Raw genomic sequence first — 25,840 nt, forward strand, 5'->3', positions numbered from 1 at the left:
CCCTTGCCTCACAGAACGACATGGCTACGATCCGACTTCCAGGGCGTCCGCACCGACTGCGGCGACCTCCGCGCGGCGGCCGTGGTCCTCGCGACGGGCGGCGCGGGCCATCTCTACGCGGCCACGACCAATCCGCTCGGCGCCACCGGCGATGGCATCGCGCTGGCCGCGGGGGCCGGCGCCGCGCTGGCCGAGGTCGACTGCGTGCAGTTCCACCCCACCATGCTGTTCACCCCGGGCGCCCGTGGCCGCCGGTCGCTGGTGTCCGAGGCGGTTCGCGGCGAGGGGGCCACCCTCGTCGCCGCCGACGGTGCCGGGGTGACCGCCGGCGTCCACCCGCTCGGCGACCTCGCGCCCCGCGACGTGGTCGCCCGCGCCGTCGACGAGGCGATGCGCCGCACGGGCGCCCCGTGCGTATACCTCGACGCGCGCGGAATCGACGGCTTCGCGCACCGGTTCCCGACGGTGACCGCCGCCGTCCGCGCAGCGGGCCTCGACCCGGCACGAGACGTGATCCCGGTGCTGCCGGGCGCGCACTACCTGTGTGGTGGCGTGGCCACCGACCTCGCGGGCGCGACGACGGTGCCGGGCCTCTACGCGGTGGGCGAGGTCGCCCGCACGGGCCTGCACGGCGCCAACCGGCTGGCCTCCAACAGCCTGCTCGAGGCGCTGGTGATGGGCGCCCGGGCGGCACAGGCACCGTCGGCGCCGGGCCGGGTCAGAGGCGCCCTGCATGCCGCGCGCCCGGCCCGGCTCCCGATCGCGGAGCGCGCGGCGCTGCAGGACGCGATGTCGGCGGCGTGCGGCGTGCGGCGCGCCACCGATGAATTGGACGAGCTGTGCGGGACGCTCGCCGACGCCGCGTTCGCGCCGCTGCGGGAACCCGTGACGCCGCGTGACCACGAGGACGCCGCCCTCACCGCGGTTGCGGGGATCGTCGCGAAGCAGGCGCGAGACCGCCTGGCGCACGGCACAATCGGAGCACTGTCCAGTCCACGACCCAGGAGCGAATGCGCATGACCGACTTGACCCTCGAACCGGCGCGCGCGGAGGTCACGGCGCTCATCCGCACGGCGCTGCACGAGGACCTGCGGTACGGCCCCGACGTCACCACGGCGGCGACGGTGCCCGACGGTGCGTTCACCGAGGCGCGGGTCGTCAGCCGCGCACACGGGGTGCTCGCGGGTGTTCCCGTGGCGGAGTGGGTGCTCGACGAGGTGGTCGGCGTCGGCAACTACCGCGTCCCCGGCAAGGTCGCGGACGGCACCACGATCGGCCCGGGCGACACGGTCCTGGTGATCCAGGCGCCCACCGCGGCGCTGCTCACGGCCGAACGCACGCTCCTGAACTTCCTCACCCATCTGTCGGGGATCGCGACGGCCACCGACGCGTGGGTGCGGGAGGTCGAGGGCACGTCCGCCGCGATCCGCGACAGCCGCAAGACGCTGCCCGGCCTGCGCGTGCTCGAGAAGTACGCGGTGCGCGCCGGCGGCGGGCTCAACCACCGGATGGGCCTGGGGGACGCGGCGCTGATCAAGGACAACCACGTCGCGGCCGCCGGCAGCGTGACCGCGGCCGTCGAGGCCGTGCGCCGCCGGGCACCGTCGATCCCCCTCGAGGTAGAGGTCGACTCGCTCGAACAGCTCGACGAAGTGCTCGAGCTCGGCGTGGATCTCGTTCTGCTGGACAACTTCCCGCTCTGGATGACGCAGATCGCCGGCGCGCGACGCAAGGCCGCCGCGCCGCGCACGCGGCTGGAGTCCTCGGGTGGGCTGACGCTGGACTCCGCCCGCGACTACGCGAAGACGGGCGTCGACTTCCTCGCCGTCGGCGCGCTCACGCACTCGGTCACCGCGCTGGACCTCGGCCTGGACCTGTAGACCCGCACGGTCTGCCAGGTGCGTCAGGTCGGCGCCGCTGGCGGACTCTCCTCACGATGACCCGGTTCGCGTCCTCGCGCATCAGACTCGGCACACCGGTGGGTGACCGCGCCGATCGCTTGCAGCGCGGTCGGCCAGGACGCCCGTATGCGCGCACTTGCATCCGTTGGCAGAATGGGAGAGGTGATTGTCAGCGCCTACGCAGCCCCGTCCGCCACCGAACCCCTCGCGCCGACCGCCGTCGAGCGCCGCGACCCCGGCCCGCACGATGTGCAGATCCACATCGAGTACGCCGGAATCTGCCACAGCGACATCCATACCGCCCGCAGTGAGTGGGGCCCCGCCCGCTACCCGGTCGTCCCGGGCCACGAGATCGCGGGCACCGTCACCGCCGTCGGCCCGGATGTGACGAAGTACCAGGTCGGCGACCGCGTCGGCGTCGGTTGCTTCGTCGACTCGTGTCGCGAGTGCGACGCGTGCAAGGCCGGCGAGGAGCAGTACTGCACCAAGGGCATGATCGGCACCTACAACTCGGTCGGCCGCGACGGTGAGCCCACCCAGGGCGGGTATTCCACGCACATCGTGGTCGACGAGAACTACGTCTGCCGCATCCCCGACGGCGTCGACCTCGCCCACGCCGCGCCGCTGCTGTGCGCGGGCATCACCCTCTACAGCCCGCTGAAGCACTGGAACGCGGGCCCCGGCAAGAAGGTCGCGATCGTGGGGCTCGGCGGCCTCGGCCACATGGGCGTCAAGATCGCCCACGCGCTGGGCGCCGAGGTCACCGTCCTGTCCCAGTCGCTCAAGAAGATGGAGGACGGCCTGCGCCTCGGCGCCGACCACTACTACGCCACCTCCGATCCCGACACCTTCAAGGCGCTGCGCGGGAAGTTCGACCTGATCATCAACACCGTGTCGGCGAACCTCGACATGTCGCGCTACTTCGGGATGCTCGCACTCGACGGCACGCTGGTCGAGGTCGGCCTTCCCGAGCACCCGGTGCCGGTCCGCGTCTTCGACCTCACTCGCAACCGGCGCAGCTTCGCCGGCTCGAACATCGGCGGCATCGCGCAGACTCAGGAGATGCTCGACTTCTGCGCCGAGCACGGCCTCGGCGCCGAGATCGAGGTGATCTCCGCCGACCGGATCAACGAGGCGTACGAGCGTGTCATCGCCTCCGATGTGCGCTACCGCTTCGTCATCGACACTTCGACGCTCCCGGCCGTCGCGCAGTAGTAGAGCTCGCCCACCGAGCCGCCGACGGTGCCCGCAATCGCGCAGTAGCGGGTACCGTCGGAGGTAGACCGTCCGCCGTCGGGCCCGCCGGGGAAGCGGGCCCGGCCGGGCGGCCTGCGATGTCTGTTCGCCCGCCCTCTTAGAATGGTGGGTATGTCTGACCAGCTCCAGCTCAGCCGCATCGACCTGCGCGGGCGCCGACCGTCGCTCACCGAGTTGCGTGCGGCGCTGCCCCGCGGGGGTGTCGACGTCGACGCCGTGCTCCCTGCGGTGCGGCCGATCGTCGACGCCGTCGCCGAGCGGGGGGCGCAGGCCGCGCTCGAGTTCGGCGAGCGGTTCGACGGTGTCCGGCCCGCGACCGTGCGCGTCCCCGCCGACGAGCTGGTCCGGGCGCTCGCCGAGCTGGATCCCGCGATTCGCGCCGCGCTCGAGGAGGCCATCGCGCGCGTCCGGCTGGTGCACGCGGATCAGCGACGCACCGACACCGTGACCGAGGTCGTGCCCGGTGGCACGGTGACCGAGCGCTGGATCCCCGTCGACCGGGTCGGCCTGTACGTGCCGGGCGGTAACGCCGTGTACCCGTCCTCTGTGGTGATGAACGTGGTGCCCGCGCAGGTCGCGGGCGTGAGCTCGCTGGTCGTCCTCTCGCCCGCGCAGAAGGACTTCGGTGGCCTCCCGCACCCGACGATCCTCGCGGCCTGCCGGCTGCTCGGCGTCACGGAGGTGTGGGCCACGGGCGGCGCCCAGGGCATCGCGCTGGCGGCGCACGGCGGTACGGACCTCGATGGCGCCGAGCTCGCCCCCGTCGATCTCATCACCGGCCCGGGCAACATCTACGTGACCGCGGCGAAGCGGCTGTGCCGCGGGCTGGTCGGTATCGACGCCGAGGCCGGGCCCACCGAGATCGCGATCCTCGCCGACCACACCGCCGACGCGGTGCACGTGGCCGCCGACCTGATCAGCCAGGCCGAGCACGACGTGATGGCCGCGTCGGTCCTCGTGACCGACTCCGCCGAGCTCGCCGAGCGCGTCGATGTCGCCCTCACCGCGCAGCTCGCCGTCACCCGCCACCGCGAGCGGGTGGCGACGGCCTTGCGTGGCAAGCAGTCCGGCGTCGTGCTGGTCGACGACATCGACGCGGGGCTTGCGGTCGTCAACGCGTATGCCGCCGAGCACCTCGAGATCCAGACGGTGGATGCGCGCGCCGTCGCGCAGCGGGTGCGTGCCGCCGGTGCGATCTTCGTCGGCCCGTGGTCGCCGGTCAGCCTGGGCGACTACTGCGCGGGCAGCAATCACGTGCTGCCCACCGCCGGCTGCGCCCGGCACAGCTCGGGCCTGTCGGTGCAGACCTTCCTGCGCGGCGTGCACGTCGTCGAGTACGACGAGGCCGCGCTCAAGGACGTGTCCGGCACCGTCATCACCCTGGCGAACGCCGAGGATCTCCCGGCTCACGGCGAGGCCGTGCGCCTGCGTTTCGAGGGGCTGGTCCGATGACGGCGATCCCCGGCGAGAACGTCGAGCTCGCGCAGCTCCCGATCCGGGACACGTTGCGCGGCAAGGAACCCTACGGAGCGCCGCAGCTGCCCGTGGCAGCGGCGATGAACACCAACGAGAACCCGCACCCGCCCACGCCGGCGCTGGTCGCGGACATCGCGAAGGCGGTCGCCGAGGCGGCCGAGACGATGAACCGCTACCCGGACCGCGATCTGGCGACCCTACGGTGCCGGCTCGCGGAGTACATCACCGAGCGCACCGGCGTCCCCGTGGGTCCCCAGAACCTCTGGGCGGCAAATGGTTCCAACGAGATCCTGCAGCAGGTGCTGCAGGTCTTCGGCGGGCCGGGACGCACGGCGATGGGCTTCGTGCCCTCGTATTCGATGCATCCGATCATCAGCGCCGGCACCGACACCACGTGGATCGCGGGTAAGCGCACGGCCGACTTCGCGCTCGACGTCGACTCCGCCGTCGCCGCGCTCGAAGAGCTGCGGCCCGACATCGTCTTCCTCACCAACCCCAACAACCCGACCGGGCACCTGATCGGCAGCGGCGATCTGATCCGGCTGATCGAGGCCGCGCCCGGCATCGTGATCGTCGACGAGGCGTACGGCGAGTTCTCCACCGGGCCGTCCGCGGTGCGCCTGATCGACCGGTTCGCCGAGAAGCTCATCGTGAGCCGCACGATGAGCAAGGCGTTCGCGTTCGCCGGCGGACGGGTGGGGTACCTGGTGGCGGCGCCCGCCATCGTGGAGGCCCTCCTGCTGGTGCGGCTGCCGTATCATCTGTCGGTGTTCACGCAGGCCGCGGCGATCGCGGCGATCGACCACCGCGCCGAGACACTGGCGTCGGTCGCGCATCTGTCGGCCGAGCGGGACCGGGTCTCGACGCGTCTGCGCGAACTGGGCTACACCGTGATCACCTCGCACGCGAACTTCATCCTGTACGGCGGCTTCGCCGACGAGGCGAGGGCGTGGGAGACGTACCTGGACGGCGGAGTCCTGGTGCGGGACATGCACATTCCGGGCTATCTGCGGGTCACCGTGGGACTGGATCACGAGAACGACGAGTTTCTGGCGATCAGCGAATCGCTGGCCGCGGGACTGGCGGGGGAGAAGAAGTGACCGATCGCGTGGCGCGGATCGAGCGGGCGACCCGGGAGTCGTCCATCATCGTCGAGCTGAACCTGGACGGCGCAGGCAAGACCGATATCGACACGGGCGTGCCGTTCTTCGACCACATGCTCACGGCGTTCGGGGCGCACGGCAGCTTCGATCTCACGGTGCACGCCAAGGGCGATGTCGAGATCGAGGCGCACCACACCGTCGAGGACACGGCCATCGTGCTCGGCCAGGCGTTGGCGCAGGCCCTCGGTGACAAGAAGGGGATCCGACGCTTCGGCGACGCCTACATCCCGATGGACGAGGCGCTGGTGCACGCCGCCGTCGACGTGTCCGGGCGACCGTACTGCGTGCACTCCGGCGAGCCGGATCACATGCTGCACGCGGTGATCGGCGGCTACCCCGGCGTGCCGTACAGCACCGTCATCAACCGGCACGTCTTCGAGTCGCTGGCGATGAACGCGCGGATCGCCCTGCATGTGCGGGTGCTCTCGGGCCGCGATCAGCACCACATCACCGAGGCCGAGTTCAAGGCGGCCGCGCGGGCCATCCGCGCCGCCGTCGAGCCGGACCCGCGGGTGACGGGCGTGCCCTCCACCAAGGGCACGTTGTAATCACCCTGATCGCGCACGGAATAGCACCCCGCGGCCGCCCGTTGTGCGGACCATGACGAAGGCAGTGGTAGCGAAGGCGTTCGGGGGACCAGAGGTCCTCACGGTGATCGACGAGGAGCTTCCCGCCCCCGGCCCGGGCGAGGTGCTCGTGGAGTTCCGGGCGATCGGGGTCAACCCGGTCGAGTACAAGCAGTACGGCGGCGCGTTCGGAACAGATGAGAGCACGCTCCCGCTGCATCTCGGCAGCGAGGGCGCGGGCATCGTCGTGGCCGTGGGGGACGACGCGACCGGTCCCTCGGGTCCGATCTCGGTGGGCGACGAGGTCGTCGTCTACCGAGGCAGCGGAACCTACGCCGAGCAGGCGCTCGAGCCCGCGAGCGCCGTTCTCCCTAGGCCGGCGGCGCTCGGCGTCCAGGAGGCGGCCGGCCTGCTGCTCACCGGGACCACCGCGTACGACACGGTCGAGACGGTCGGGGTGTCCGACGGTGACGTCGTGCTGATCCACGGCGCCGCCGGGGCGGTGGGCCTGCTGGCGGTCCAGCTCGCGAAGCTGCGGGGCGCCACCGTGATCGGGACCGCGCGCGAGGTCAACCACGACTACCTGCGCAGCATCGGCGCGATCCCCGTCACCTACGGCGAGGGGCTCGCCGACCGGGTCCGCGACGCTGCCCCGGGCGGCGTCGACGCGGCGATCGACACCGTCGGGACCGACGAGGCTGTGGACGTCTCCCTCGAGCTGGTGAAAGACAAGGCGCGGATCGTGACCATCGCCGCGTTCGGGCGGGCGGCGGCCGACGGCTTCCCGGTGCTGGGTGGCGGCAACCCGGCGAGCGCCGCGCTACGCGACCGGGTTCGGCCCGAGCTGCTGGACCTGGCGGCGCGGGGTGAGATCACCAACGTCGTCGCGAAGACGTTCCCTCTGGCCGACGCCGGTCGGGCCCATACCGAGCTGAAGACGGCGCACCCGATCGGGAAGTTCATCCTGCTCCCGTGACCCGCCGGCCGGTCTCCGTGGTGACGGCCGGAGGCTGAACTCAGTTACAGCCGTCGACCAGGATGAACGGTGCGTTCGCGCAGGCTGCGGCGCCGGCGCGCAGGGACAGGGACTTGATCCGGGATTGCGTGGCGGGCATCGCGTTTCCTCTCACTGCGATCTCCATGCGAGACCGGTGTGAGGATTCTGGGTCCGCCCGCTTGACCGGCGCTTGGTGGCGGCTCGAGCAGAGGGTGTGGCCCGGTTTCGACGCCGTCGTCAGCGCACCGATGCCGCCGGTGCCCGCCGCCCTCGCCGTCGATCCCGAAGCGGAGCCGCCGCCGCGAATCCCCACCGCGCACCGAGGGCGACGAGCAGCAGCCCGCCGAGTGCGGTGAAGGCGCCGTCCGAGCGGGTGTCGCTGAGCATCTGCGCTGCAGATCTCAATCGGTGTCCGGTAGGAATCATGGGATCCTGGACGGTGCGGAGGCCGTTCGGCCGGTACGCGATGATGTACTCGCCGCTCCGTGGCCCGCCCGACACTTCGCACGCGTCGGTGGGATTCATCCTGACGGTGCCGCACAGTGCGTGCGAACGGAACTGCACGGTTCCATACACGAGAGCCCACACGGCGATCGCCACGACCAGGACCGCGACGCACCACAGGGCGACGCGAGCGCCGCGGGAGCGACGCGCTGCCGCCTCGGCCGCGTCGAATACGTTGGCACGAAGAGGCGGAGAATCGAATCTTCTGAGCCGCTGCCGGTCGGGAGTGTTTCGCATCGATCCCACTTCAGCGCCTCGCGGGCGGTGTGAATCGTCGCCGTGCCTCGGCGACATCGCTGCGGACCCGGCACTCCACGGCGTGGTCGTTGACCAATCCCATCGCCTGCATGAACGCGAACGCCGTGGTGGGCCCGACGAATCGCCACCCGCGCTTCTTCAAGTCCTTCGCCAGCGCGACCGAGGTCGGCGATGTCGAGGCCGTGAGCGGCGTCGCCACCTCGCCGGCCGGTGCCTCGTACCGCCACAGGTAGGCGGCGAGTGAGCCCTCGGCGGCGGCGAGTTCCACAGCGCGGCCCGCGTTGTTGATCACCGCCTCGATCTTGCCGCGGTGCCGCACGATGCCCGCGTCCCCCAGTAGGCGCTGCACATCGGCCTCGTCGAATTCGGCGACCGCGTGGAAGTCGAAGCCCGCGAACGCCCTCCGGAAGTTCTCCCGCTTGGCCAGGATGGTCCGCCAGCTCAGGCCCGACTGGAACGCCTCGAGGCTCACCTTCTCGAACAGTCGCCGGTCGTCGTCCACCGGGAAGCCCCACTCGGTGTCGTGATAGCCGAGGAACTCCGGCGCCCCGCCCGCCCAGCCGCACCGCGGGTCACCGTCGGGCCCGAGGAACACCTCCATGCTCGCCGCCCCGCTATCGGGACGCGGCCGGCGTCGGTGCCGCCGCAGCGGCGGCGAGCCCGACGGTGACCGCCGACGTCGGCCTGCACGGCCGGTATCGACGGTCGTGGCGCCGCCGGGACTCGGGCAACCCAGCCCATCGGCTGCCGACCGCCAGGACCACGGTTCCCGCGGGGAGCACCCGACCGGCGCCGCCCGGGTGGAATATCGGCGCACCCCGCAGGTGGAGTCTGGCGGAACGTACTTCGCACGTGTCCGCCGCCGTCATGGTGTGAGCGCCGGTCGCTCGGGGGCGGGGCTTGTGCGTGCGGGCCATAGGCTGAGGGTACGGCGACCCGCCTTCGGGTGTCCGGGCGAGCGACGGATGGGTGTGACGAGCTACTCGCGCACCGCGTCCGGCTGTCGTCGCTCCGCGCTCGAAGACCGCGCCGATACTGACGGTGACCGCTCCGGCCCGGGCGACCGCCGACCGGAGGGCCTCCGCGGCGGCGGTTGCCGCCGACAGACCGGGAGCGGCCAGCAGGACCGCGAACTCCTCACCGCCGACGCGGGCGATCACATCCTCCGCCCCGCGGTGGGCCCGGATCACTCGCGCGGTGTCGCGGAGGACGGCGTCGCCGGAGCCGGTCGTTGACGGCTTTGACGTTGTCGATGTCGAGCACCAGGAGCCCGCTGGTGAGTTCCTCCATCTGCAGCGTGCGCTCGAGCGACCGGCGTCGTCGGCGCTGCAGACCGCGACGACGCCGAGCGCGGCGATCACGAGCCCTACCGCACTCAGGGGACGGATCCGCACCGCCGCGACCGTCGGGACGATCGCGAGAAGGCACAGGATGGTGTGCCGAAGTACGCATTGCGGCACGTCGCGTGTCGCTGTCCCGAGGCCACACATCACGCAGACGGCGACGAGCGTCAGGACACCGTCACCCGCCGCTGGGCGACCGGCTTCACAGTCCGACTGCCGCTTCGAGCGCTTCCAGTTCGCAGTCGAGGTGGCCGAGCATCGCGCTCAGCGCGGGAGTCGCGCGGGTCGAGCCCGCGAGCCCGAACGACACCTGGGTGTCGTTGTTCATGCAGGTGATGGTCAGCGGCCGCGCGCGGGCAGGCGCCGACAGCGGGTAGAGCGCGCTGAGGTGCGCGCTGTTCCAGTACAGCCGCGAGGTGGGCCCCGCGAGCCCGGTGATCACCACGTTCGGGTTGCGGACGGGCCCGTCGCCGCCGGTGAGCAGGCCGATCGCCCGGGGTATCCCGCGGAGAGCGCTCATGGTCGCGAGCTGCGCTCGATCGGCGGAGTCGAGGGCCGATCGGACGTCCCGCATCGTGGCGCTGATCGCCGCGAGGCGGTGTGCGGGGTCCGGAAGGTGCGTCGCGAGGGAGCAGGTCACCGGCCGCACGCCCTCCTCCGGCGTGCGAACGCTCGCGTCCGGCTCGCCGCGTCGCTGGATCGGCACCGGGACCAACGCGACAAGCGGCTCGGGCGGGAGGCCGTCGCGCGCGGTGAGGTGCCGACGCAGCGCGCCGGCACACATCGCGAGGACGACGTCGAAGACCGTCGCGTCGGACGCCTCGGCCACCGGGCGCAGGCGCTCCAACGCCCAGGATCTGCCGGTCACCGCTCGGGCGCTGCCGACCGGGGCGTCGAGCAGGGGTCTGGATGCAGTGACCGTCGACGGGCCGGAGCATCGCCGCATCGCGCGGTCGAGGGTGTCCGCCAGGGCGGGCAGGACGCGGATCCCGTCCGTGACCGCGGCTCTGGTCGCGGAGGCGACGAGGGTGGGGAGGCTGCCGAGCCCCGAGCCGTGCGTGCGGGGCTCCGCCGCGTCCCCAGGTTCGAGTTCCCAGGGGGCCGCCGTGTCGCGCGCGGACGGGTCGCCGGTGAGACCGTCTTCGAGCAGCCGGGCCGCCGATGGTCGGTCGAGCAGGGCGTGGTGTGCCTTGAGGTACACCCCATATCGCCCGTCCGCGAGGCCTTCGATCAGGTGGATCTCCCAGGCGGGGCGCCCGGGGTCCAACTGTTCCGAGTGCAGTCGGGACACCAGCCGCCAGAGCTCGGCCTCCGTGCCCGGCCGCGGCAGTGCCCAGGTCTGCACGTGGTAGTCGAGGTCGACCGCGGCGCAGGTGGTCCAGCTCCACCGCGTCGGGGAGAAGACCGACCGTTGGGCGCTGCGGCGCCAGAACTCGGCGATTCGGTCGCGTTCGACGGCGGCAGCGAAGATTTCACCGATGTCCGGTGCGTCGGTCTCGTGCCCGGGAGAGAGGAGTGCCAGCGCGCCGACGTGAAGCGGATGTTCGGCCGATGCTGTGCGGAGCCGTAACGCATCGATCGGATTCGTCGGCACAGGCATCAGGTCGGGGTCCTTCGACACACGCCCAGCCGAATCCGAGAGCGCGTGTCGGTTGTGGTACGCGCGATCTCGCAACCTGGTGATGAATCGCGCCGATCAGCCGGTGATCCGGTCGGATCGCGATTCGCCCACGTTCTGCACAGCCGGAGCGGAATTGTATTTCGATACTGATCCGCCGGGATTCAAGGGCGTGTGCCGAATTTTAGCATGTGGGCCGGCACAGATTCCGGACGAATCGGGTGATGGCAGCGGCACCAGAAAAGATCCGGAGGCGGCGGTCATGACCAATCGAATGGTCGGGTCCGCGCGATCACCTGGTCCGCCACCTCGTCGATGGTCAGACCGTCCGCGTACGCCCGTGCCCGGAGCAGGGCGAGCGCATCGTGTATCCGGCAGCCGGCCTGTGCACTGATCATCCCGGCCGCCTGGTGGGCCCGCTCGTGATAGTCCGCCTCGTCGAGGAGTGGCACGGGGGGTAGCGACGCCGCAGCGGACCCGCTCCCGGCCACGATCATGTCGATCAGCGCCTCGGCCACAGCGCGGGCTCTACTGGTCGCGCGGGAGATCGGGCGCTCCACCGGGTCGAGTATCAGCAGGCTGCCGAGCCCTCCCTGGGGCGCCGGAAGTGGCACCGCGACCAGCGACCTCACTCCGAGTTCGGACACGCACGGCCCGTATCGACTCCACCGGTCGGAGAATTCCGACGGTGCTGCCACGACGACCTCGCCGCCAGACGCGACATCGTGGGATGGTCCTTCCTCGAGTAGCAGCTCCACGTCCTGCACCGCCTTCGCGAACGGTGTCGACGCCACGACCACGTCGAGGCCGTCGGCGCGGTCGTCGAGGGTGAGCGTCGCGCCGCGGCCACGGAGCACTCCCGCGACGGCCGTCATGAAGAGTGGAACAGCGACCTCCGGGCTCCGTGGGCCGCCGGGACGCAGGCGGGGCGGACCAGGATGCAGCGCCGCCGCGTATGCGAGGTGGATGGACGCGGCCGTGTCGTGGCGCTGTTGCGTCCTGCGGTGTATCTCCGCCATCGTCTCGTGCATCTGTCGGGTCATGGCGCCGGCGTCGCGGAGCGCGGCCTCGTGTCGCTCCGCGACGGCCGCCGCACCATCGGCGCGGCGTCGGGCTGCCCGCGCACGTGCCTGCGCGTCGGCGATCCGGCGTCCTACATCGCGCGCGTCCACAGCGTCACCGTCCCGGTCATCGGTCCCGAACCTCGTCCATCATCAGCAGGACCCCGCCGCTGTCCTCGTCCATCGGTGCGCACGAGACCGAGCATGCGATGGTCCTACCCTTGCGGTCGACCGCCTGGATGGGGACCGAACGCACCCGCCGGCCGGTGCTCAGGCATCGCGCCACCGCGTCCCGCAGTTCGACGGTGGGGAGTCCGAAGTCGAGCTTGAAGAAGGCCGCCCCGGCCGCCTCGTCGGCGCGGATGCCCCAGAGCTCCTCGGCTCCCCGGTTCCATCGGATGACCCGCAGTTCCGCGTCGAGCACCACGACACCCGAGCCGATGCTCGTCAGAACGCGCTCGAGGAAGGAGCGCGTCTCGTCGAGCTCAGTGGTGCGGATCCGCAGCTCCTCGTTCATCGCCTCGAGTTCCTCGTTGCCCGATTGGAGTTCCTCGTTGGTGGTCTCGAGTTCCTCGTTGGTCGATTGGAGTTCCTCGTTGGTGGTCTCGAGCTCCTCGACGCTCGATTGGAGTTCCTCGTTGGTGGTCTCGAGCTCCTCGTTGGTCGACTGGAGTTCCTCGTTCGCGGTCTCCAGGTCTTCGTGTGCGCGCTTGACCTCGGCCTCCAGACGCGTGGCTACGGTCGAGTCGGTGAAGATCAGCGCCACTCCTGCGTCCCGCTGATCCGGCGCGGACAGCGGTTGCACCAGCAGATCGACGTAAGCCGGCCCATCGGCCACGCAGTCGCGCGCGATCCCAGCGATCCGCTGTACCACCCGGTCGTGGTGCGCCTGGTCGATCAGCGAGCGCAATTCGATGGGCCGATACGAGATCTCGAGGTCGCGGAAGGGGCGGCCGACATCCTGGTCGGCGAGGCCGAACTGTGTGCGGGCCTGCGCATTGACCAGGGCGACGGTGCCGTCCGTGTCGACGACGAGGACGGCGTCGGGCGAGGTGTCGAGCACCATGTCGCGCAGCTGCCGGCGGCGGCTCTCGTCCATCACCCCGTGGCCCGCGTCGGCGTCGAACCGCACCGGCGGCCGGTATGCCGAGGTCGCGCCCTCACGTTTGACGAAGATGCGGTGCCGGATGCTCTCCGGGTCGAATCGCGCGCTGTCGGACAGCAGCATCTCGGCCTTGCCGAGGAACAGCCGCCCGCGCGGCTTCAGCGCGAAGTAGTAGCGGTCGAGGATCTGCGACTGGGCCTCGGCGTTGAAGTACATCAGCGTGTTCCGGCAGACCAGCAGGTCGAGCCGGGAGATCGGCGCGTCCCGGGTGATGTCGTGGCGGCCGAAGATGACGCGGCGCCGTAGGTCGGGCCGAAACGTGAATCCCGACGCGCCGGGGACGAAGTAGCGCTCGCGCAGCCGCGGGTCCATAGCGTCGAGCGAACGAGCCGGATAGGTGGCCGCGCGCGCCTGCCGCAGGGCCTCCTCGTCGATGTCGGTCGCGTATATCTTCACCCGGTTCAGGCATTGCTCGAGCCCGAGCAGCTCGGCGAGGGCGATCGCCAGCGAGTACGGCTCCTCGCCACTCGAACACCCCGCGCTCCACAGCCGGATCTCGTCGTGTGGACCGGCGGCCGCGAGGAGTTCGGGTAGCACGTCGCGCTCGATCACGTTCCACGCCTGGACGTCGCGGAAGAAGCTCGTGACGTTGATGAGTACGGTGTTGAACAGGGCCTGGAATTCGTCGGCGTCGGCCTCCAGCAGGTCGCGATAGTCGGCGTAGCGGCTCACGCCGACATCGGACATCCGTTTGCGGATCCGCCGTACAAGCGAGGTGCGCTTGTAGCCCGTGAAGTCGAAGCCCCGTGATTCGCGGAGGAATTCGAGGAGCCGCTCCACCTCGAGGTCAGCCTCGGCCGGTGCGATCTCCGGCTCATCGCGTATCTCCATCCGCAGCCCCTCCGACCAGTCCGGTGATGACGGCCCCGATCTCGTCCAGGGGGAGCACGAAATCCGCGCAGCCCGTTGCCACCGCCGACGTCGGCATTCCACCGAAGGCGGCGGTCGACGGGTCCTCTATCATCACCGTACCGCCGCGGTCCTTGATGGCGGTGACCCCCATCGCGCCGTCGCGTCCCGTTCCGGTCAGCACGCACGCGATCGCGCGCGCACCGTATGCACCCGCCATCGACTCGAACAGCAGATCAGCCGACGGACGAACGAAATGCACCAGCTCGGTCTGGGAAAGGGTCAGCCGCCCGCCCCGGTTCACCAGCAGGTGGTGGTCGGGCGGTGCCACATAGACGGTGCCGGGCTCGACGATGTCGCCGTCGCCCGCGAGCTGCACCGCGAGCGGCGTTCGCCGTCCGAAGATCTCGGCGATCACGGTGCGGTGGCGTGGGTCGAGGTGCTGTACCACCAGCACCGGTACCGGCAGGTCCCGCGGGAGCACGGACAGGAGGTCGCGAAGCGCCAACACACCGCCTGCGGAGGCTGCTATCCCCACGATCGAGAAGTGACGTTCGGTCTCGGGCGGGGCCGTCTGCGTGTTCACCGGACCAGGGGGATCACGACGCGCCCGGTCGGCGCACCGGTCACCGGTCGCCGCGGGGTACGCCGCCGCGCCATCGCCTGCTCCCAGCGGCGGCGGTCGGCCAGCGCGCGCGCACGACGCCGCTCGCCGGCCAGGATCACCTGTCGCAGCTCCGCTGCGCGGCGTGCCCCTGCCGGGTCGGCTAGCCAGTGCGCCTCGATCATGTCGATGGCGAGCACCAGCTGCCGGAGAGTCGCGAGCTCGTCGGATCCGTCGCCGAGAGCCTGCGTCAGCCGGTCCTCGATGACCGGCCACGACGATCGCACCGCCGCATACGCGACCCGGATCGTCCACCGCGGATCGAGTCCGCGGCGCCACCGCGCCAGAGCATCGGTCCCCGCGGTCACGTCAGGCTGCCCGCCTGGTCGCGATCGCGTGCGACGGTCCTCCGGTGCGCGAGGATCTCCGCGTAGGTGGCGTTGAAGATCGCGAGCTCGCACCCGTCGGCGCCGTCGGGCGAGCAGCTGTCGAGGAAGAACGCGGACAGTTGCCGGTCCAGCGACCAGTGTGCATACGACGGAGCGTTGTACCGCGATGCCAGGAACGTCGTCACTGCGGTCTCGATATCGGAATCAGGGTGCGGTGCCACGACTGCCGTCCGATCACTTCGACAAATGCATAATCGCATAACTTGAATTCGATCTGGTGACATCGCCGACAGGGAATTCTCAGACTGTCGAAGGATCTGCGAGATCAAGCTGCTGTCAGGGGCAGGGGCAGCGCTACCGGGCCCACGGTACTCGGCGAAAACCGTGTCCGCGCGCGGAATGTGATTCTAACGCGAACAGATGTGGCCTCGCGCGCCGCCGATATCAGCGTTAGAGTCGAGGTAGAGACGGGTGGTTCACACCGATCGGGTCGGATTCCGCCAGCGCGATGTGTGGTCACCTCGAATAGCGAAGGTCGCGCGATGTACGACGTTCACACGTTCGCCGCGGAGCTCACTCGCTTCAACCGGAGTGCCGCCGCAGTCGACGGCGACGAGCGGATCCTGATCGAACTCACCGAGTCGGTCAGCCGACTGCTCGGCATCGCAGGCGCCGGCGTGTGTCTGTCCGTCGACGGCCGGCTGCAGTACGCCGCGGCTTGCACCGAGCAGGCGGCGGTCCTCGAGCGGTGCCAGGTGCGTTTCCAGTCGGGCCCGTGCTGTGACGCGCTCGGGACCGCCGGGGTACACGCGGTGGCGGACGTGTGGCGCTACGAGGTCCGGTGGCCGTCGTACGCGGCAGCCGCCCGCCGGGTCGGCATCACCGGCGTGGCCGCTATCGCTATGCAGTTCGGCTCCGAGCCGATCGGCGTCTTGGACCTCTATACCGTCGAGCGTCACGACTGGACGCGGGACGAGCTCGGGGTAGCACAGGTGCTGGCGGAGTTGGCCGCCGCGAATGTGATCGCCGCGCGGGCCCGGGTCGAGCAACGCCGTCTGACCGATCAGCTGCAGCACGCCCTCGACGCTCGTGTGGTCGTCGAGCAGGCGAAGGGGATATTGGCGAATCGCCACGGGATCGCGATGGAGCAGGCGTTCGAGCTGATCCGGCGCCACGCGCGGGGCCATCACCTGACGGCGCGCGAGGTGGCGACGGACGTCGTCGAGCGGCGACTGCGGCTGTAGTACCGGTGCGGGCAAGCGGGCGGATGGTCGCCGGACGCACGCGGCTGGGGCCCGCGCGTGTATTCAGGCCCCGGCAACCCGGTGCGCCGCGTCGCCGCGGTCGATGACTCTGCGATCGGCACGGACTCGGCGATCGGCACGGACTCGGCGATCGGCACGCCGTCCCGCCGGCCCCGGCCCAGTACGCTTGCCACATGACTTCGGTGGCGATCCTCGACTACGGCTCGGGCAACCTGCGGTCCGCGCAGCGGGCGCTCGAGCGTACCGGCGCGCACGTCACCCTCACGTCGGATCCGAAACAGGCCCTCGCCGCCGACGGCCTCGTCGTCCCCGGCGTCGGCGCGTACGAGGCGTGCATGGCGGGCCTGCGTTCGGTGAAGGGCGACCGCATCATCGGCGAGCGGCTCGCCGGCGGCCGCCCGGTGCTCGGCATCTGCGTCGGCATGCAGATCCTGTTCGAGCGCGGCATCGAGTTCGGTGTCGAGACCGACGGCTGCGGGCAGTGGCCCGGTACCGTCGAACGCCTGCAGGCCGCGATCGTGCCGCACATGGGCTGGAACACGGTCGAAGCGCCCGCCGACTCGGTGCTGTTCGCGGGCCTACCCGATGACACGCGCTTCTACTTCGTGCACTCCTATGCGGCGCAGAAGTGGGAGCTCGACCCGTCGCAGCACATCGCCGCTCCGGGGCTCGCCTGGGCCGACCACGGCGGCCGATTCCTCGCCGCCGTCGAGAACGGGCCCCTGTCGGCGACGCAGTTCCACCCGGAGAAGAGCGGCGACGCGGGTGCGGCGTTGCTACGCAACTGGGTGGCGTCGTTATGAGCAGGCGACAGTTGTCCATCGGCCGGCTCGCGGTGTTCTCTTTGGGGCCCGCCGCGCTGGTGCTGGTGGTGGCGGCGGTACTGGTGGTGACGGTGCGCCCGGGCCCGGTGGTCGCGCTCGTGATCATCGCGGTCGGCCTCGTCGGGAGCGTCGCCGTGATGGGGTTCGTCTCGCGTCGGATGGTCGATCGCGCCCTCGCGCGCGAGGATGCCGAGCAAGCCCCGCACGCCGACCGCGACGCCTGACCCGCTCGGCGGCCGGGCGGGGCGCCGACGCGGGTGCACTACCCTGGACCCGTGAGTTTGGTGCTTCTTCCCGCGGTCGATGTCGCGGACGGTCAGGCGGTCCGGCTGGTGCAGGGCGAGGCGGGCAGTGAGACGACCTACGGGTCGCCGCGTGACGCAGCCCTCGCGTGGCAGAACGACGGTGCCGAGTGGGTGCATCTCGTGGACCTCGATGCGGCGTTCGGCCGGGGCTCGAACCGTGACCTGCTGGCGCAGGTCGTGGGGGAGCTGGACGTGAAGGTAGAGCTGTCCGGCGGCATCCGTGACGACGAGTCCCTGAAGGCGGCGCTCGCCACCGGGTGCACGCGCGTCAACCTCGGTACCGCCGCGATCGAGGACCCGACGTGGTGTGCCCGTGCGATCGCCGAATACGGCGACAGGATCGCGGTGGGCCTGGACGTCAAGCTGATCGATGGTGAATGGCGGCTGCGCGGCCGTGGCTGGGTGTCCGACGGTGGCGACCTGTGGGAGGTGCTCGAGCGCCTCAATGCCGACGGCTGCGCACGTTTCGTGGTGACGGACGTGTCCAAGGACGGCACGCTCGCCGGCCCCAACATCGAGCTGCTGGCCTCGGTGGCGAACGCCACCGAGGCCCCCGTCATCGCCTCCGGCGGTGTCTCGACTATCGCGGACCTCGAGGCGATCGCCACTCTGGTGCCGGACGGTGTCGAGGGTGCCATCGTCGGCAAGGCCCTGTACGCGGGCCGGTTCACGCTCCCGCAGGCCCTGGACGCGGTGTCGCGCCGGTGACCCTGCCCCTCGGTCTCACCTCCGACCCCGACGCCCTGATCGCCGCCGCCACAGCGGTTCTCGACGATGCGGCCCCGCGGTTCGTCGAGGGTCTCGGCGCGCCCGCCACCGTCGACAAGGGGCCCGCCGACTTCGCGACCGACCTCGACCTCGAGCTCGAGCGCCGGATCTCCGGGGCGATCGCCGACGCGACCGGGATCCCGGTGCACGGTGAGGAGTTCGGCGGCCCGGCAGTGGATCAGGGCAGCGTGTGGGTGCTCGATCCCATCGACGGCACCTTCAACTACTCGGTCGGCTATCCCGCGTGCGGGATCCTGCTCGGGCTCTTGCACGACGGCCTGCCCGTCGCGGGTCTGGCCTGGTTCCCGCTGAACGGCGACCGGTTCGCCGGACGCGTCGGCGGCGGCGTGACCAACAACGGCGAGAGGCTGCCGCAGCTGCAGCGGAAGACCTTGGCCGACACCATGATCGCGTGTGGCAGCTTCAGCCGCGGCACGCGTGGCCGGTTCCCGGGCGACTATCGGTTCGCCGTGATCGGCGAGGTGTCCCGCGCGGTGTCGCGGATCCGCCTGTTCGGCAGCACGGGCGTCGACATGGCGTACACCGCCTCCGGGGCGCTGGGCGGGGCGGTGTGCTTCGGACACCACCCGTGGGACAACGCCGCGGGCGTCGCGCTCACCCTCGCCGCAGGCGGCACCGTGACCGACCTGGCGGGGCGCGGATGGCACGCCGGGTCCGACTCCGCGCTGCTCGGCGCGCCCGGTGTGTACGAGGAGCTGTACGAGGTGGTTCGGTCCGCGGGCGAGCCCGGCGACTACCGGGATGCGGGAGCACGCGAAGGAGCGGAACGATGACGGTGGCCGTGCGCGTGATCCCGTGCCTGGACGTCGACGCCGGGCGTGTGGTCAAGGGCGTGAACTTCCAGAACCTACGCGACGCGGGTGATCCGGTGGAGCTGGCCGCGGCATACGACGCGCAGGGCGCCGATGAGCTCACGTTCCTCGACGTCACCGCGTCGAGCTCGGGCCGGGGCACGATGCTCGACGTGGTCCGCCGCACCGCGGAGCAGGTCTTCATCCCGCTCACGGTGGGCGGCGGCGTCCGCTCCGTCGAGGACGTCGACACGCTCCTGCGCGCCGGCGCAGACAAGGTGTCGGTGAACACCGCCGCGATCACCCGCCCGGAGCTGTTGCGGGAGTTGAGCAATCGGTTCGGTTCGCAGTGCATCGTGCTGTCCGTCGACGCCCGCACCGTGCCGGACGGCGGCGAGCGCACCCCGTCGGGCTGGGAGGTGACCACGCATGGCGGGAAGCGAGGCACCGGCATCGACGCGATCGAATGGGCCAGGCGGGGCGAGGAACTCGGCGTCGGCGAGATCCTGCTCAACTCGATGGACGCAGACGGCACCAAGGCCGGCTTCGACCTGCGGATGATCGCCGCTGTGCGAGCGGCGGTCTCGGTCCCGGTCATCGCGTCCGGCGGTGCCGGATCGGTCGAGCACTTCCCGCCCGCGGTCGCGGCCGGCGCCGACGCGGTGCTCGCGGCCAGCGTCTTCCACTTCGGGGATATGACGATCGGTGATGTGAAGGACGAGATGCGACGTGCGGGGCTGGTGGTCCGATGACGGAGCTGGATCCGGGTATTGCGAGCCGGCTCAAGCGCAATGACGCCGGCCTGATCGCCGCGGTCGTGCAGGAGGCCGGCACCGGCGACGTGCTGATGCAGGCGTGGATGGACGACGAGGCCCTCGCGCTCACCCTCGCGACGCGCAAGGCCACGTACTACTCGCGCTCGCGGCGACAGCTGTGGGTCAAGGGCGAGACCTCCGGCCACACGCAGTACGTGGAGTCCGTGCGGCTCGACTGCGACGGCGACACCGTCCTGCTGAGGGTCCGGCAGACCGGCCCGGCCTGCCACACCGGCACGCACACCTGCTTCGACGACGGGCTGCTGCTCGGCGGCGAGTGACTACCGGGCCTTCGCCTGGCCCGCCAGCATCCGCAGGAACGCCAGGGACTCCTCGACGTGGGCTACCGCGCGCAGTTCGGCGACCACGATGTGCAGCACCGTGCCGTCCGTGTCGATCACGAACGTCTCGCGCTTGACCGGCAGTACCGAGTAGCGGCCGCGCCGCACGCCGTAGGTCTCGGCGACCCCGCCGTCGACGTCCGAGAGCAGCGGAAATCCGGGGGAGACGGCCGCCGCCAGCGCCGCCGACCGTGCCGCCGTGTCCATACTGACCCCGATCCGCGCCACGCCCAGGCGGTCGAACTCGCCCGCGGCGTCGCGGAACCGACCGACCTCTGCCACGCACACGGGAGTCGCAGAGTTGAGGTAGAAGAACAGGGCGGCGCGGCGGCCCGCGCGCAGCTCGTCGAGGGTGCGGACGGTGCCGGTCTGGTCGGGGAGTGCGAACGACGGGGCCGGGCGGCCGATGCGCATGCGCCAACCGTACGACACGGTGCACCGGCCCGCGCGGTCGGTGGATCGGCGGGGGCAGATAATGGTGGCGATGAGCAGCACACACGTACCGACCCAGCCCGCGGGCTCCACGGCGCACCGCGGCCGGCCCGACGGGTCCACCACCACGCTCGAGCAGTTCCTCGACCTGGCGGCCCGGCACCGCGTCGTACCGGTCACCCGGACGGTGCTCGCCGACGGCGAGACACCGCTTTCCGCGTACCGCAAGATCGCGGCCGGCCGGCCGGGCACGTTCCTGTTGGAGTCGGCGGCCGCGGGCCAGTCGTGGGCGCGATGGTCGTTCGTGGGGGCCCCGGCGCCGTCGGCGCTCACCGTGCGCGACGGCGAGGCCGCGTGGATCGGGACCGTGCCGGCCGGAGCCCCGGCGGGCGGCGACCCGTTCGACGTGCTCGGCGAGGTGCTCCGCCTGCTGTCGTCGGAGCACATCGAGGGCATGCCGCCGCTGATCGGCGGCATGGTGGGATACGTGGCCTACGACGCGGTGCGTCGGCTGGAGCGGCTGCCCGGCACCCCCGTCGACGACCTGCACCTGCCCGAGATGGTGCTGCTGCTGGCCACCGACGTGGCCGCGATCGACCACCACGAGGGCACCATCACGCTGGTGGCCAACGCGGTGAACTGGGACGACTCCCCGGAGCGGGTCGAGCTGGCCTACGGCGACGCGGTGCGCCGCCTGGATCGCATGACCCAGGCCCTGGGGCAGCCGCTCGCCTCGTCGGTGTCCACGTTCACCCGCCCGGACCCGGAGTACGCCGCACAGCGGACCGTCGAGGAGTACACGGCCATCGTCGAGAAGCTGGTCGGGGACATCGAGGCGGGCGAGGCGTTCCAGGTGGTGCCGTCGCAGCGGTTCGAGATGTCCACCGACGCCGACCCGATCGACGTCTACCGCGTGCTGCGCGCCTCCAACCCCAGCCCGTACATGTACCTGCTGCAGGTCCCGGCCCCCGACGGTTCGCTGGCCTTCTCCATCGTCGGCTCCAGCCCGGAGGCCTTGGTCACCGTCGCCGACGGGGTCGCGACCACCCACCCGATCGCGGGCACGCGGTGGCGCGGGCAGACCCCCGAGGAGGACGTGCTGCTCGGCAAGGAGCTGCAGGCCGACGAGAAGGAGAACAGCGAGCACCTGATGCTCGTCGACCTCGGGCGCAACGACCTCGGGCGGGTCTGTCGCCCCGGCAGCGTGCGGGTCTCGGACTATCGCCGCATCGAGCGGTACAGCCACGTCATGCACCTGGTGTCGACGGTGTCGGGCGAGCTCGCCGAGGGCAGGCAGGCGCTGGACGCGGTCACCGCGTGCTTCCCGGCGGGCACCCTCACCGGCGCGCCGAAGGTCCGGGCGATGGAGCTGATCGACGAGGTCGAGCGGACGCGCCGCGGGGTGTACGGCGGCGTCGTGGGCTATCTCGACTTCGCGGGCGACGCCGACACCGCCATCGCGATCCGCACCGCGGTGCTCAAGGACGGCACCGCCTACGTGCAGTCCGGCGGCGGCGTGGTGGCCGACTCGAACGGCCCGTACGAGTTCAACGAGGCCCGCAACAAGGCGACCGCCGCACTGCGCGCCGTCGCCGCGGCCGGCACGATGACGCCGGTCTTCGAGGCGGGGGAGCAGTGACCGCCCGGCGCAGTCTGGGGATCACGAGCGCGCTTCTGGTGGTGGCGGCCGTCCTGCTGTGGGTGTCGTCGCGGATGACGTGGGTGGCAGTGACCGTCGCCGACGGATTGAGCCCGGAGCGGCACCTGTCGGCGTCGGGCCAACAGTGGGCGGGCGCGCTCACGCCGCTGGCGCTGGTGATACTCGCCGGGATCGCCGCGGCGGTCGCCCTGAAGAACCGCATGCGCCGTGTGGTGGCGGTGCTGATCGCCGTCGTCGCCGTGGCGGCGACGGTGCCCGCGCTCGGGGTGCTCACCTCCGACCCCGATGTCGGGCACGCCGAGCAGGCCCTCGACCTGCCGCACAAGGATGTCGTCGTGCTGATCGACGCTCACCACGTGGCTCCGGTCGTCGCTCTGCTCGGCAGCCTGGCCGCGGTGGCCGCGGCGGTGGTGCTGATCCGCGGCAGCCGTTCCACGGGGGGCGGGGCCGGCATGGACGGGCGCTACCTCGCGCCCGGCGCGCGGCGCGCCGAACTCGAGCGCAAGGTGTTCGCCGACGCGGCGGGCCGCAACGCGGGGGCCACCGGTGCAGAGCCCGGTGCTGCGTCGACGCCGCAGGGTGACGCCGGCGCTGGGGACGACGACGGTGACGGCTCCGGCCTGTCCGAACGCGACCTGTGGGACGCGCTGGACACGGGCGCAGACCCCACCGAGGTCGACGGTGAGGCATCGGCGGGACCCGGCGATGTGACGGGCGGGACCGGGCGATAATCTCTTCACCAGTCGCTTGCACGAGAGGAAAGGGTCGTCCGGCGTGAACTCCCCCACAGTGCTCGATTCGATCATCGAGGGCGTCCGTGAGGACGTCGCCCGACGGGAGGCGCGCATCGACTACCAGGCCATGAAGAAGCTGGCGAACGCCGCGAAGCCGTCGCTCGATGCGACCGCGGCGCTCCGGCAGCCAGGCATCGCCGTCATCGCCGAAGTCAAGCGCGCGAGCCCGTCCAAGGGTGCGCTGGCCAACATCGCCGATCCCGCGCAGCAGGCTCTCGAATACGAGGCCGGTGGTGCTCGGGTGATCAGTGTGCTCACCGAGGAGCGCCGCTTCAAGGGGTCGCTCGACGACCTGGACGCGGTTCGGGCCAAGGTTCGGATCCCGGTGTTGCGCAAGGACTTCGTCGTTGGGCCCTACCAGATCCACGAGGCTCGTGCGCACGGTGCCGACCTGATCCTGCTGATCGTCGCGGCGCTCGAACAGGACGCGCTGGCGGCGCTGCTCGACCGCACCGAGTCGCTGGGCATGACCGCGCTGGTCGAGGTTCACACCGAGGCCGAGGCCGACCGCGCGCTCGATGCCGGCGCCACCGTGATCGGTGTCAACGCACGTAACCTCAAGACCCTCGAGGTCGACCGCGACTGCTTCGCCCGGATCGCGCCCGGCCTGCCGTCGCACGTGATCAAGGTCGCCGAGTCGGGCGTCCGGGACAAGCACGATCTGCTCACCTACGCCGGTGCCGGTGCCGATGCGGTACTCGTCGGCGAGGCTCTCGTGACCGCGCCCGATCCCCGTGCCGCGGTGTCGGAGCTGGTGACGGCGGGCTCGCACCCGAGCTGCCCCCGCCCGGCGAGGTAGCAGCGGCGGAGCGTGCGGAGTCGTTGCGGACGAGTCTAGGGCGGTGTGTGTACGGCCCGGCGAGGTAGCAGCGGCGGAGCGTGCGGAGTCGTTGCGGACGAGTCTAGGGCGGTGTGTGTACGGCCCGGCGAGGTAGCGGCGACGGAGCGTGCGGAGTCGAAGGCGTCGGAACCGGCGTCACCAGCCGGTAGGCACAGCGAACTGAGAGATCCTCCGGGACACCCGGGGTGGTTCAACGGTTGCTGCCTGTGCGGTTCGCGGATGGTCCGGACGTCTTCTTCGCCGGCGCGAGGATGCGGTACGCGAGGATCTTGATGCGGTCGCTGATCAGGAACCAGACCACTGCGTAGACCCAGACCGCGGCGGCCCACGTCCATCCGAGCGGGGTCATGAACAGCCCGTAGACGGCGATGAGGGTCGCGATCGTCTGGGCGCCACAGACGGCGATCAGCAGGATGCGGGCCGGGCGGATCGACCAGAACGGTCCGGCAGGTCGGAAGATGGTGAGGTGCCCGGCGACAGACAGCACATCCCCAGCACGGTGGAGGTCTCGGTCATGGCGTCAGTTCCCCATAACCGCTGCCGGAGAGCGGTTCGCGCCGTACGCGACCCGTGACGCCACGCCGGATCCGAACGAGGGCGCTGTCGACTGGGAACTCTTGCGCAGTAACCGATTTCAGAGAGCACAAAATATTCATGACGACTCGTGGTGTGCGGTCGTCACCGGAGTGTGCGGCAGTGAGCGAGGGCTCGGTTAGGGGCGACGGCGGACGGTCACCCTCATTCCGGACTGGTTGAGCGTCCCAGCTCCGTCGACGCTACACCGTGAGGGCCCGGATCCGCCGTGCTCCCGGCCCTGTCGACTCCGCCGGACATCTCCATCGCCGTGTGTCGCTCCATCGATCCTGCAACGCCTCTGGGCCTGGCTCAGTCCGTGCCCGGTCGCCGACGCGGTCGTTGACGGGTACCTCGACGACCGACGACCATTCCCACCCCGTCGAGGATCGATCGGGCGGCGGTATGCCGGTCGGTTCGGTTGTCGGCGGCATCGCTGTCGAGGTGGCGGCGGGCTTGTTCTGGGGTGTGGCCGCGTCCGATGAGTACTCCGATCGCCTGATCGATGTCAGACGCCGCGCGTAGTCGGTCGGCGATGTCGACAGCGGTGGGGACGGTGAGGTGCTGGTCGAGCGTGATCTCGGCCGGGGGTCGCCCCGTCCGCCATGCGAGATCGGCAGCGAGGTCGACGTAGGCGCCCGGCGCCCCGGCGTAGAGGATGAGGGCTATCCCGACCGGTTCGGGTGCTTGTCCTCTGCCGGAGAGCCAGATGTGTAACGAGGCGCGGATGGGGCCGACCAAGCCCCCGTCGGCCGTCGCGGTGATGGTGAGCGGGGGATCATTCTGGGCGACAACGACGCTCAGCCCGAGGTAGCTGGTCACGGCGGTCGCGGTCTCGAGGGTCAACCGACGCAGACTGTCGGCGAGGTCGGTGGTGGGTTCGTCCAGCGCGTAGGTCAGGACCGCCAAAGCGGCGGCCGCGTCTTCGGTGATCGTCACGAGCCGTGTGCTCCGCTGGCGCTCCCGGGCGCCGATCGACACTGCCAAGGACCGGCGGCGCGAAATCGCCGTATACGGTGGAGGGTCCGGGTAGCAGGTCAGGGGCCTTCCCCGGGCTGTACCTCCGCCGTCCACCGTACGCGGTGATACCACCCGGGGGAGAGGTGGCTACTCAGCTCGGGGTGTGGCGCGCGGAGCTTGTCAAGTTTTCTGTGTAAGTTCCTGATTGGTGATTTCTGTTAGCTGTGCTTAGAGGTGTTGGTCGATTCGGTCGGGGTAGGCCACCGACAGCTGTTCGATGGCCTTCTTCCAGTTGGTGA

The 25,840-nt window shown here is 70.9% G+C and carries 28 protein-coding genes; 16 read left to right on the forward strand and 12 right to left on the reverse strand.

Going from position 1 to position 25,840, the window contains the following annotated elements; genetic code table 11:
* Positions 1–1,016 precede the first annotated feature (1,016 nt).
* From nadC to ABD908_RS19095, 6 genes are all read left to right on the forward strand, one after another.
* Entirely contained in the window at positions 1,017–1,880 is an 864-nt protein-coding gene (gene nadC, locus ABD908_RS19070; protein WP_344998883.1) for a carboxylating nicotinate-nucleotide diphosphorylase, read from the forward strand.
* Between the two features lie 174 nt (positions 1,881–2,054).
* On the forward strand, positions 2,055–3,116 hold the full coding sequence (locus tag ABD908_RS19075) for an NAD(P)-dependent alcohol dehydrogenase (RefSeq protein ID WP_344998885.1): 1,062 nt from the start codon (positions 2,055–2,057) through the stop codon (positions 3,114–3,116).
* A 153-nt stretch (positions 3,117–3,269) separates the two neighbouring features.
* Positions 3,270–4,610 (forward strand): histidinol dehydrogenase, encoded by a 1,341-nt coding sequence (gene hisD / locus ABD908_RS19080; protein WP_344998887.1) that lies wholly within the window; start codon positions 3,270–3,272, stop codon positions 4,608–4,610.
* Positions 4,607–5,734, forward strand: coding sequence for a histidinol-phosphate transaminase (locus ABD908_RS19085; RefSeq protein ID WP_344998889.1), 1,128 nt, complete (start codon positions 4,607–4,609; stop codon positions 5,732–5,734). The genes hisD and ABD908_RS19085 overlap by 4 nt, the downstream gene beginning before the upstream one ends.
* On the forward strand, positions 5,731–6,345 hold the full coding sequence (hisB, locus tag ABD908_RS19090; RefSeq protein WP_344998891.1) for an imidazoleglycerol-phosphate dehydratase HisB: 615 nt from the start codon (positions 5,731–5,733) through the stop codon (positions 6,343–6,345). Before ABD908_RS19085 ends, hisB begins: the two co-directional genes overlap by 4 nt.
* 52 nt (positions 6,346–6,397) lie before the next feature.
* Entirely contained in the window at positions 6,398–7,339 is a 942-nt protein-coding gene (locus ABD908_RS19095; RefSeq protein ID WP_344998893.1) for an NADP-dependent oxidoreductase, read from the forward strand.
* A 258-nt stretch (positions 7,340–7,597) separates the two neighbouring features.
* Here ABD908_RS19095 and ABD908_RS19100 read toward each other — a convergent pair whose 3' ends face one another.
* The 9 genes from ABD908_RS19100 to ABD908_RS19140 form a co-directional block, all read right to left on the reverse strand.
* Positions 7,598–8,101 (reverse strand): hypothetical protein, encoded by a 504-nt coding sequence (locus ABD908_RS19100; RefSeq protein WP_344998895.1) that lies wholly within the window; start codon positions 8,099–8,101, stop codon positions 7,598–7,600.
* Between the two features lie 10 nt (positions 8,102–8,111).
* On the reverse strand, positions 8,112–8,723 hold the full coding sequence (locus ABD908_RS19105) for a DNA-3-methyladenine glycosylase I (protein WP_344998897.1): 612 nt from the start codon (positions 8,721–8,723) through the stop codon (positions 8,112–8,114).
* Between the two features lie 13 nt (positions 8,724–8,736).
* A complete protein-coding gene (locus ABD908_RS27680) occupies positions 8,737–9,612 on the reverse strand; it encodes a diguanylate cyclase domain-containing protein (RefSeq protein ID WP_385921079.1) in 876 nt (291 codons plus the stop codon).
* Positions 9,613–9,667: 55 nt separating this feature from the next.
* Positions 9,668–11,065 carry a wax ester/triacylglycerol synthase family O-acyltransferase gene (locus ABD908_RS19115; RefSeq protein WP_344998901.1) on the reverse strand — a complete coding sequence of 466 codons (1,398 nt, stop codon included), beginning with the start codon at positions 11,063–11,065 and terminating at the stop codon, positions 9,668–9,670.
* A gap of 278 nt (positions 11,066–11,343) precedes the next feature.
* Complete coding sequence (locus tag ABD908_RS19120; RefSeq protein WP_344998903.1) at positions 11,344–12,255, reverse strand: ANTAR domain-containing protein; 912 nt, start codon at positions 12,253–12,255, stop codon at positions 11,344–11,346.
* 16 nt (positions 12,256–12,271) lie between these two features.
* Entirely contained in the window at positions 12,272–14,140 is a 1,869-nt protein-coding gene (locus ABD908_RS19125) for a CheR family methyltransferase (RefSeq protein WP_344998905.1), read from the reverse strand.
* Positions 14,124–14,744, reverse strand: a complete 621-nt coding sequence (locus tag ABD908_RS19130) for a chemotaxis protein CheB (protein WP_344998907.1) — start codon at positions 14,742–14,744, stop codon at positions 14,124–14,126. Before ABD908_RS19130 ends, ABD908_RS19125 begins: the two co-directional genes overlap by 17 nt.
* Entirely contained in the window at positions 14,741–15,130 is a 390-nt protein-coding gene (locus tag ABD908_RS19135; protein WP_344998909.1) for a hypothetical protein, read from the reverse strand. Before ABD908_RS19135 ends, ABD908_RS19130 begins: the two co-directional genes overlap by 4 nt.
* Positions 15,127–15,336: a hypothetical protein gene (locus tag ABD908_RS19140; protein ID WP_344998911.1), complete on the reverse strand. Its 210-nt coding sequence runs from the start codon at positions 15,334–15,336 to the stop codon at positions 15,127–15,129. The genes ABD908_RS19135 and ABD908_RS19140 overlap by 4 nt, the downstream gene beginning before the upstream one ends.
* Positions 15,337–15,693: 357 nt before the next feature.
* Here ABD908_RS19140 and ABD908_RS19145 point away from each other — a divergent pair, with 357 nt between their 5' ends.
* The 7 genes from ABD908_RS19145 to hisI all read left to right on the forward strand — a co-directional run bounded on the left by ABD908_RS19145 (position 15,694) and on the right by hisI (position 20,221).
* Positions 15,694–16,395: a GAF and ANTAR domain-containing protein gene (locus tag ABD908_RS19145; RefSeq protein WP_344998913.1), complete on the forward strand. Its 702-nt coding sequence runs from the start codon at positions 15,694–15,696 to the stop codon at positions 16,393–16,395.
* A gap of 194 nt (positions 16,396–16,589) precedes the next feature.
* On the forward strand, positions 16,590–17,219 hold the full coding sequence (hisH, locus tag ABD908_RS19150; RefSeq protein ID WP_344998915.1) for an imidazole glycerol phosphate synthase subunit HisH: 630 nt from the start codon (positions 16,590–16,592) through the stop codon (positions 17,217–17,219).
* The gene (locus ABD908_RS19155) at positions 17,216–17,464 is read left to right on the forward strand and encodes a hypothetical protein (protein ID WP_344998917.1); all 249 of its coding nucleotides are present in this window, start codon (positions 17,216–17,218) and stop codon (positions 17,462–17,464) included. The genes hisH and ABD908_RS19155 overlap by 4 nt, the downstream gene beginning before the upstream one ends.
* Positions 17,465–17,515: 51 nt before the next feature.
* Positions 17,516–18,253, forward strand: a complete 738-nt coding sequence (gene priA / locus ABD908_RS19160) for a bifunctional 1-(5-phosphoribosyl)-5-((5-phosphoribosylamino)methylideneamino)imidazole-4-carboxamide isomerase/phosphoribosylanthranilate isomerase PriA (RefSeq protein ID WP_344998919.1) — start codon at positions 17,516–17,518, stop codon at positions 18,251–18,253.
* Positions 18,250–19,107 (forward strand): inositol monophosphatase family protein, encoded by an 858-nt coding sequence (locus ABD908_RS19165; RefSeq protein ID WP_344998921.1) that lies wholly within the window; start codon positions 18,250–18,252, stop codon positions 19,105–19,107. The genes priA and ABD908_RS19165 overlap by 4 nt, the downstream gene beginning before the upstream one ends.
* A complete protein-coding gene (gene hisF / locus ABD908_RS19170; protein ID WP_344998923.1) occupies positions 19,104–19,877 on the forward strand; it encodes an imidazole glycerol phosphate synthase subunit HisF in 774 nt (257 codons plus the stop codon). Before ABD908_RS19165 ends, hisF begins: the two co-directional genes overlap by 4 nt.
* Positions 19,874–20,221, forward strand: coding sequence for a phosphoribosyl-AMP cyclohydrolase (hisI, locus tag ABD908_RS19175; RefSeq protein ID WP_344998926.1), 348 nt, complete (start codon positions 19,874–19,876; stop codon positions 20,219–20,221). Before hisF ends, hisI begins: the two co-directional genes overlap by 4 nt.
* Here hisI and ABD908_RS19180 read toward each other — a convergent pair whose 3' ends face one another.
* Positions 20,222–20,695 (reverse strand): peroxiredoxin, encoded by a 474-nt coding sequence (locus ABD908_RS19180; protein WP_344998928.1) that lies wholly within the window; start codon positions 20,693–20,695, stop codon positions 20,222–20,224.
* Between the two features lie 70 nt (positions 20,696–20,765).
* Here ABD908_RS19180 and ABD908_RS19185 point away from each other — a divergent pair, with 70 nt between their 5' ends.
* The 3 genes from ABD908_RS19185 to trpC are packed head-to-tail and all read left to right on the forward strand — an operon-like array spanning position 20,766 to position 23,966.
* Positions 20,766–22,352, forward strand: coding sequence for an anthranilate synthase component I (locus tag ABD908_RS19185; protein WP_344998930.1), 1,587 nt, complete (start codon positions 20,766–20,768; stop codon positions 22,350–22,352).
* Complete coding sequence (locus tag ABD908_RS19190; RefSeq protein ID WP_344998932.1) at positions 22,349–23,104, forward strand: TIGR02234 family membrane protein; 756 nt, start codon at positions 22,349–22,351, stop codon at positions 23,102–23,104. Before ABD908_RS19185 ends, ABD908_RS19190 begins: the two co-directional genes overlap by 4 nt.
* A 43-nt stretch (positions 23,105–23,147) precedes the next feature.
* Positions 23,148–23,966, forward strand: coding sequence for an indole-3-glycerol phosphate synthase TrpC (gene trpC / locus ABD908_RS19195; RefSeq protein ID WP_344998934.1), 819 nt, complete (start codon positions 23,148–23,150; stop codon positions 23,964–23,966).
* A gap of 232 nt (positions 23,967–24,198) precedes the next feature.
* Here trpC and ABD908_RS19200 read toward each other — a convergent pair whose 3' ends face one another.
* Together ABD908_RS19200 and ABD908_RS19205 are read right to left on the reverse strand one after the other, a co-directional pair.
* Entirely contained in the window at positions 24,199–24,495 is a 297-nt protein-coding gene (locus ABD908_RS19200; protein WP_385921060.1) for a hypothetical protein, read from the reverse strand.
* A gap of 398 nt (positions 24,496–24,893) precedes the next feature.
* Positions 24,894–25,520, reverse strand: a complete 627-nt coding sequence (locus ABD908_RS19205) for a hypothetical protein (protein ID WP_344998936.1) — start codon at positions 25,518–25,520, stop codon at positions 24,894–24,896.
* Positions 25,521–25,840: the final 320 nt, after the last annotated feature.

Origin of the sequence: Tsukamurella soli, from assembly GCF_039541155.1 — a bacterium.
Lineage (GTDB): Bacteria > Actinomycetota > Actinomycetes > Mycobacteriales > Mycobacteriaceae > Tsukamurella > Tsukamurella soli.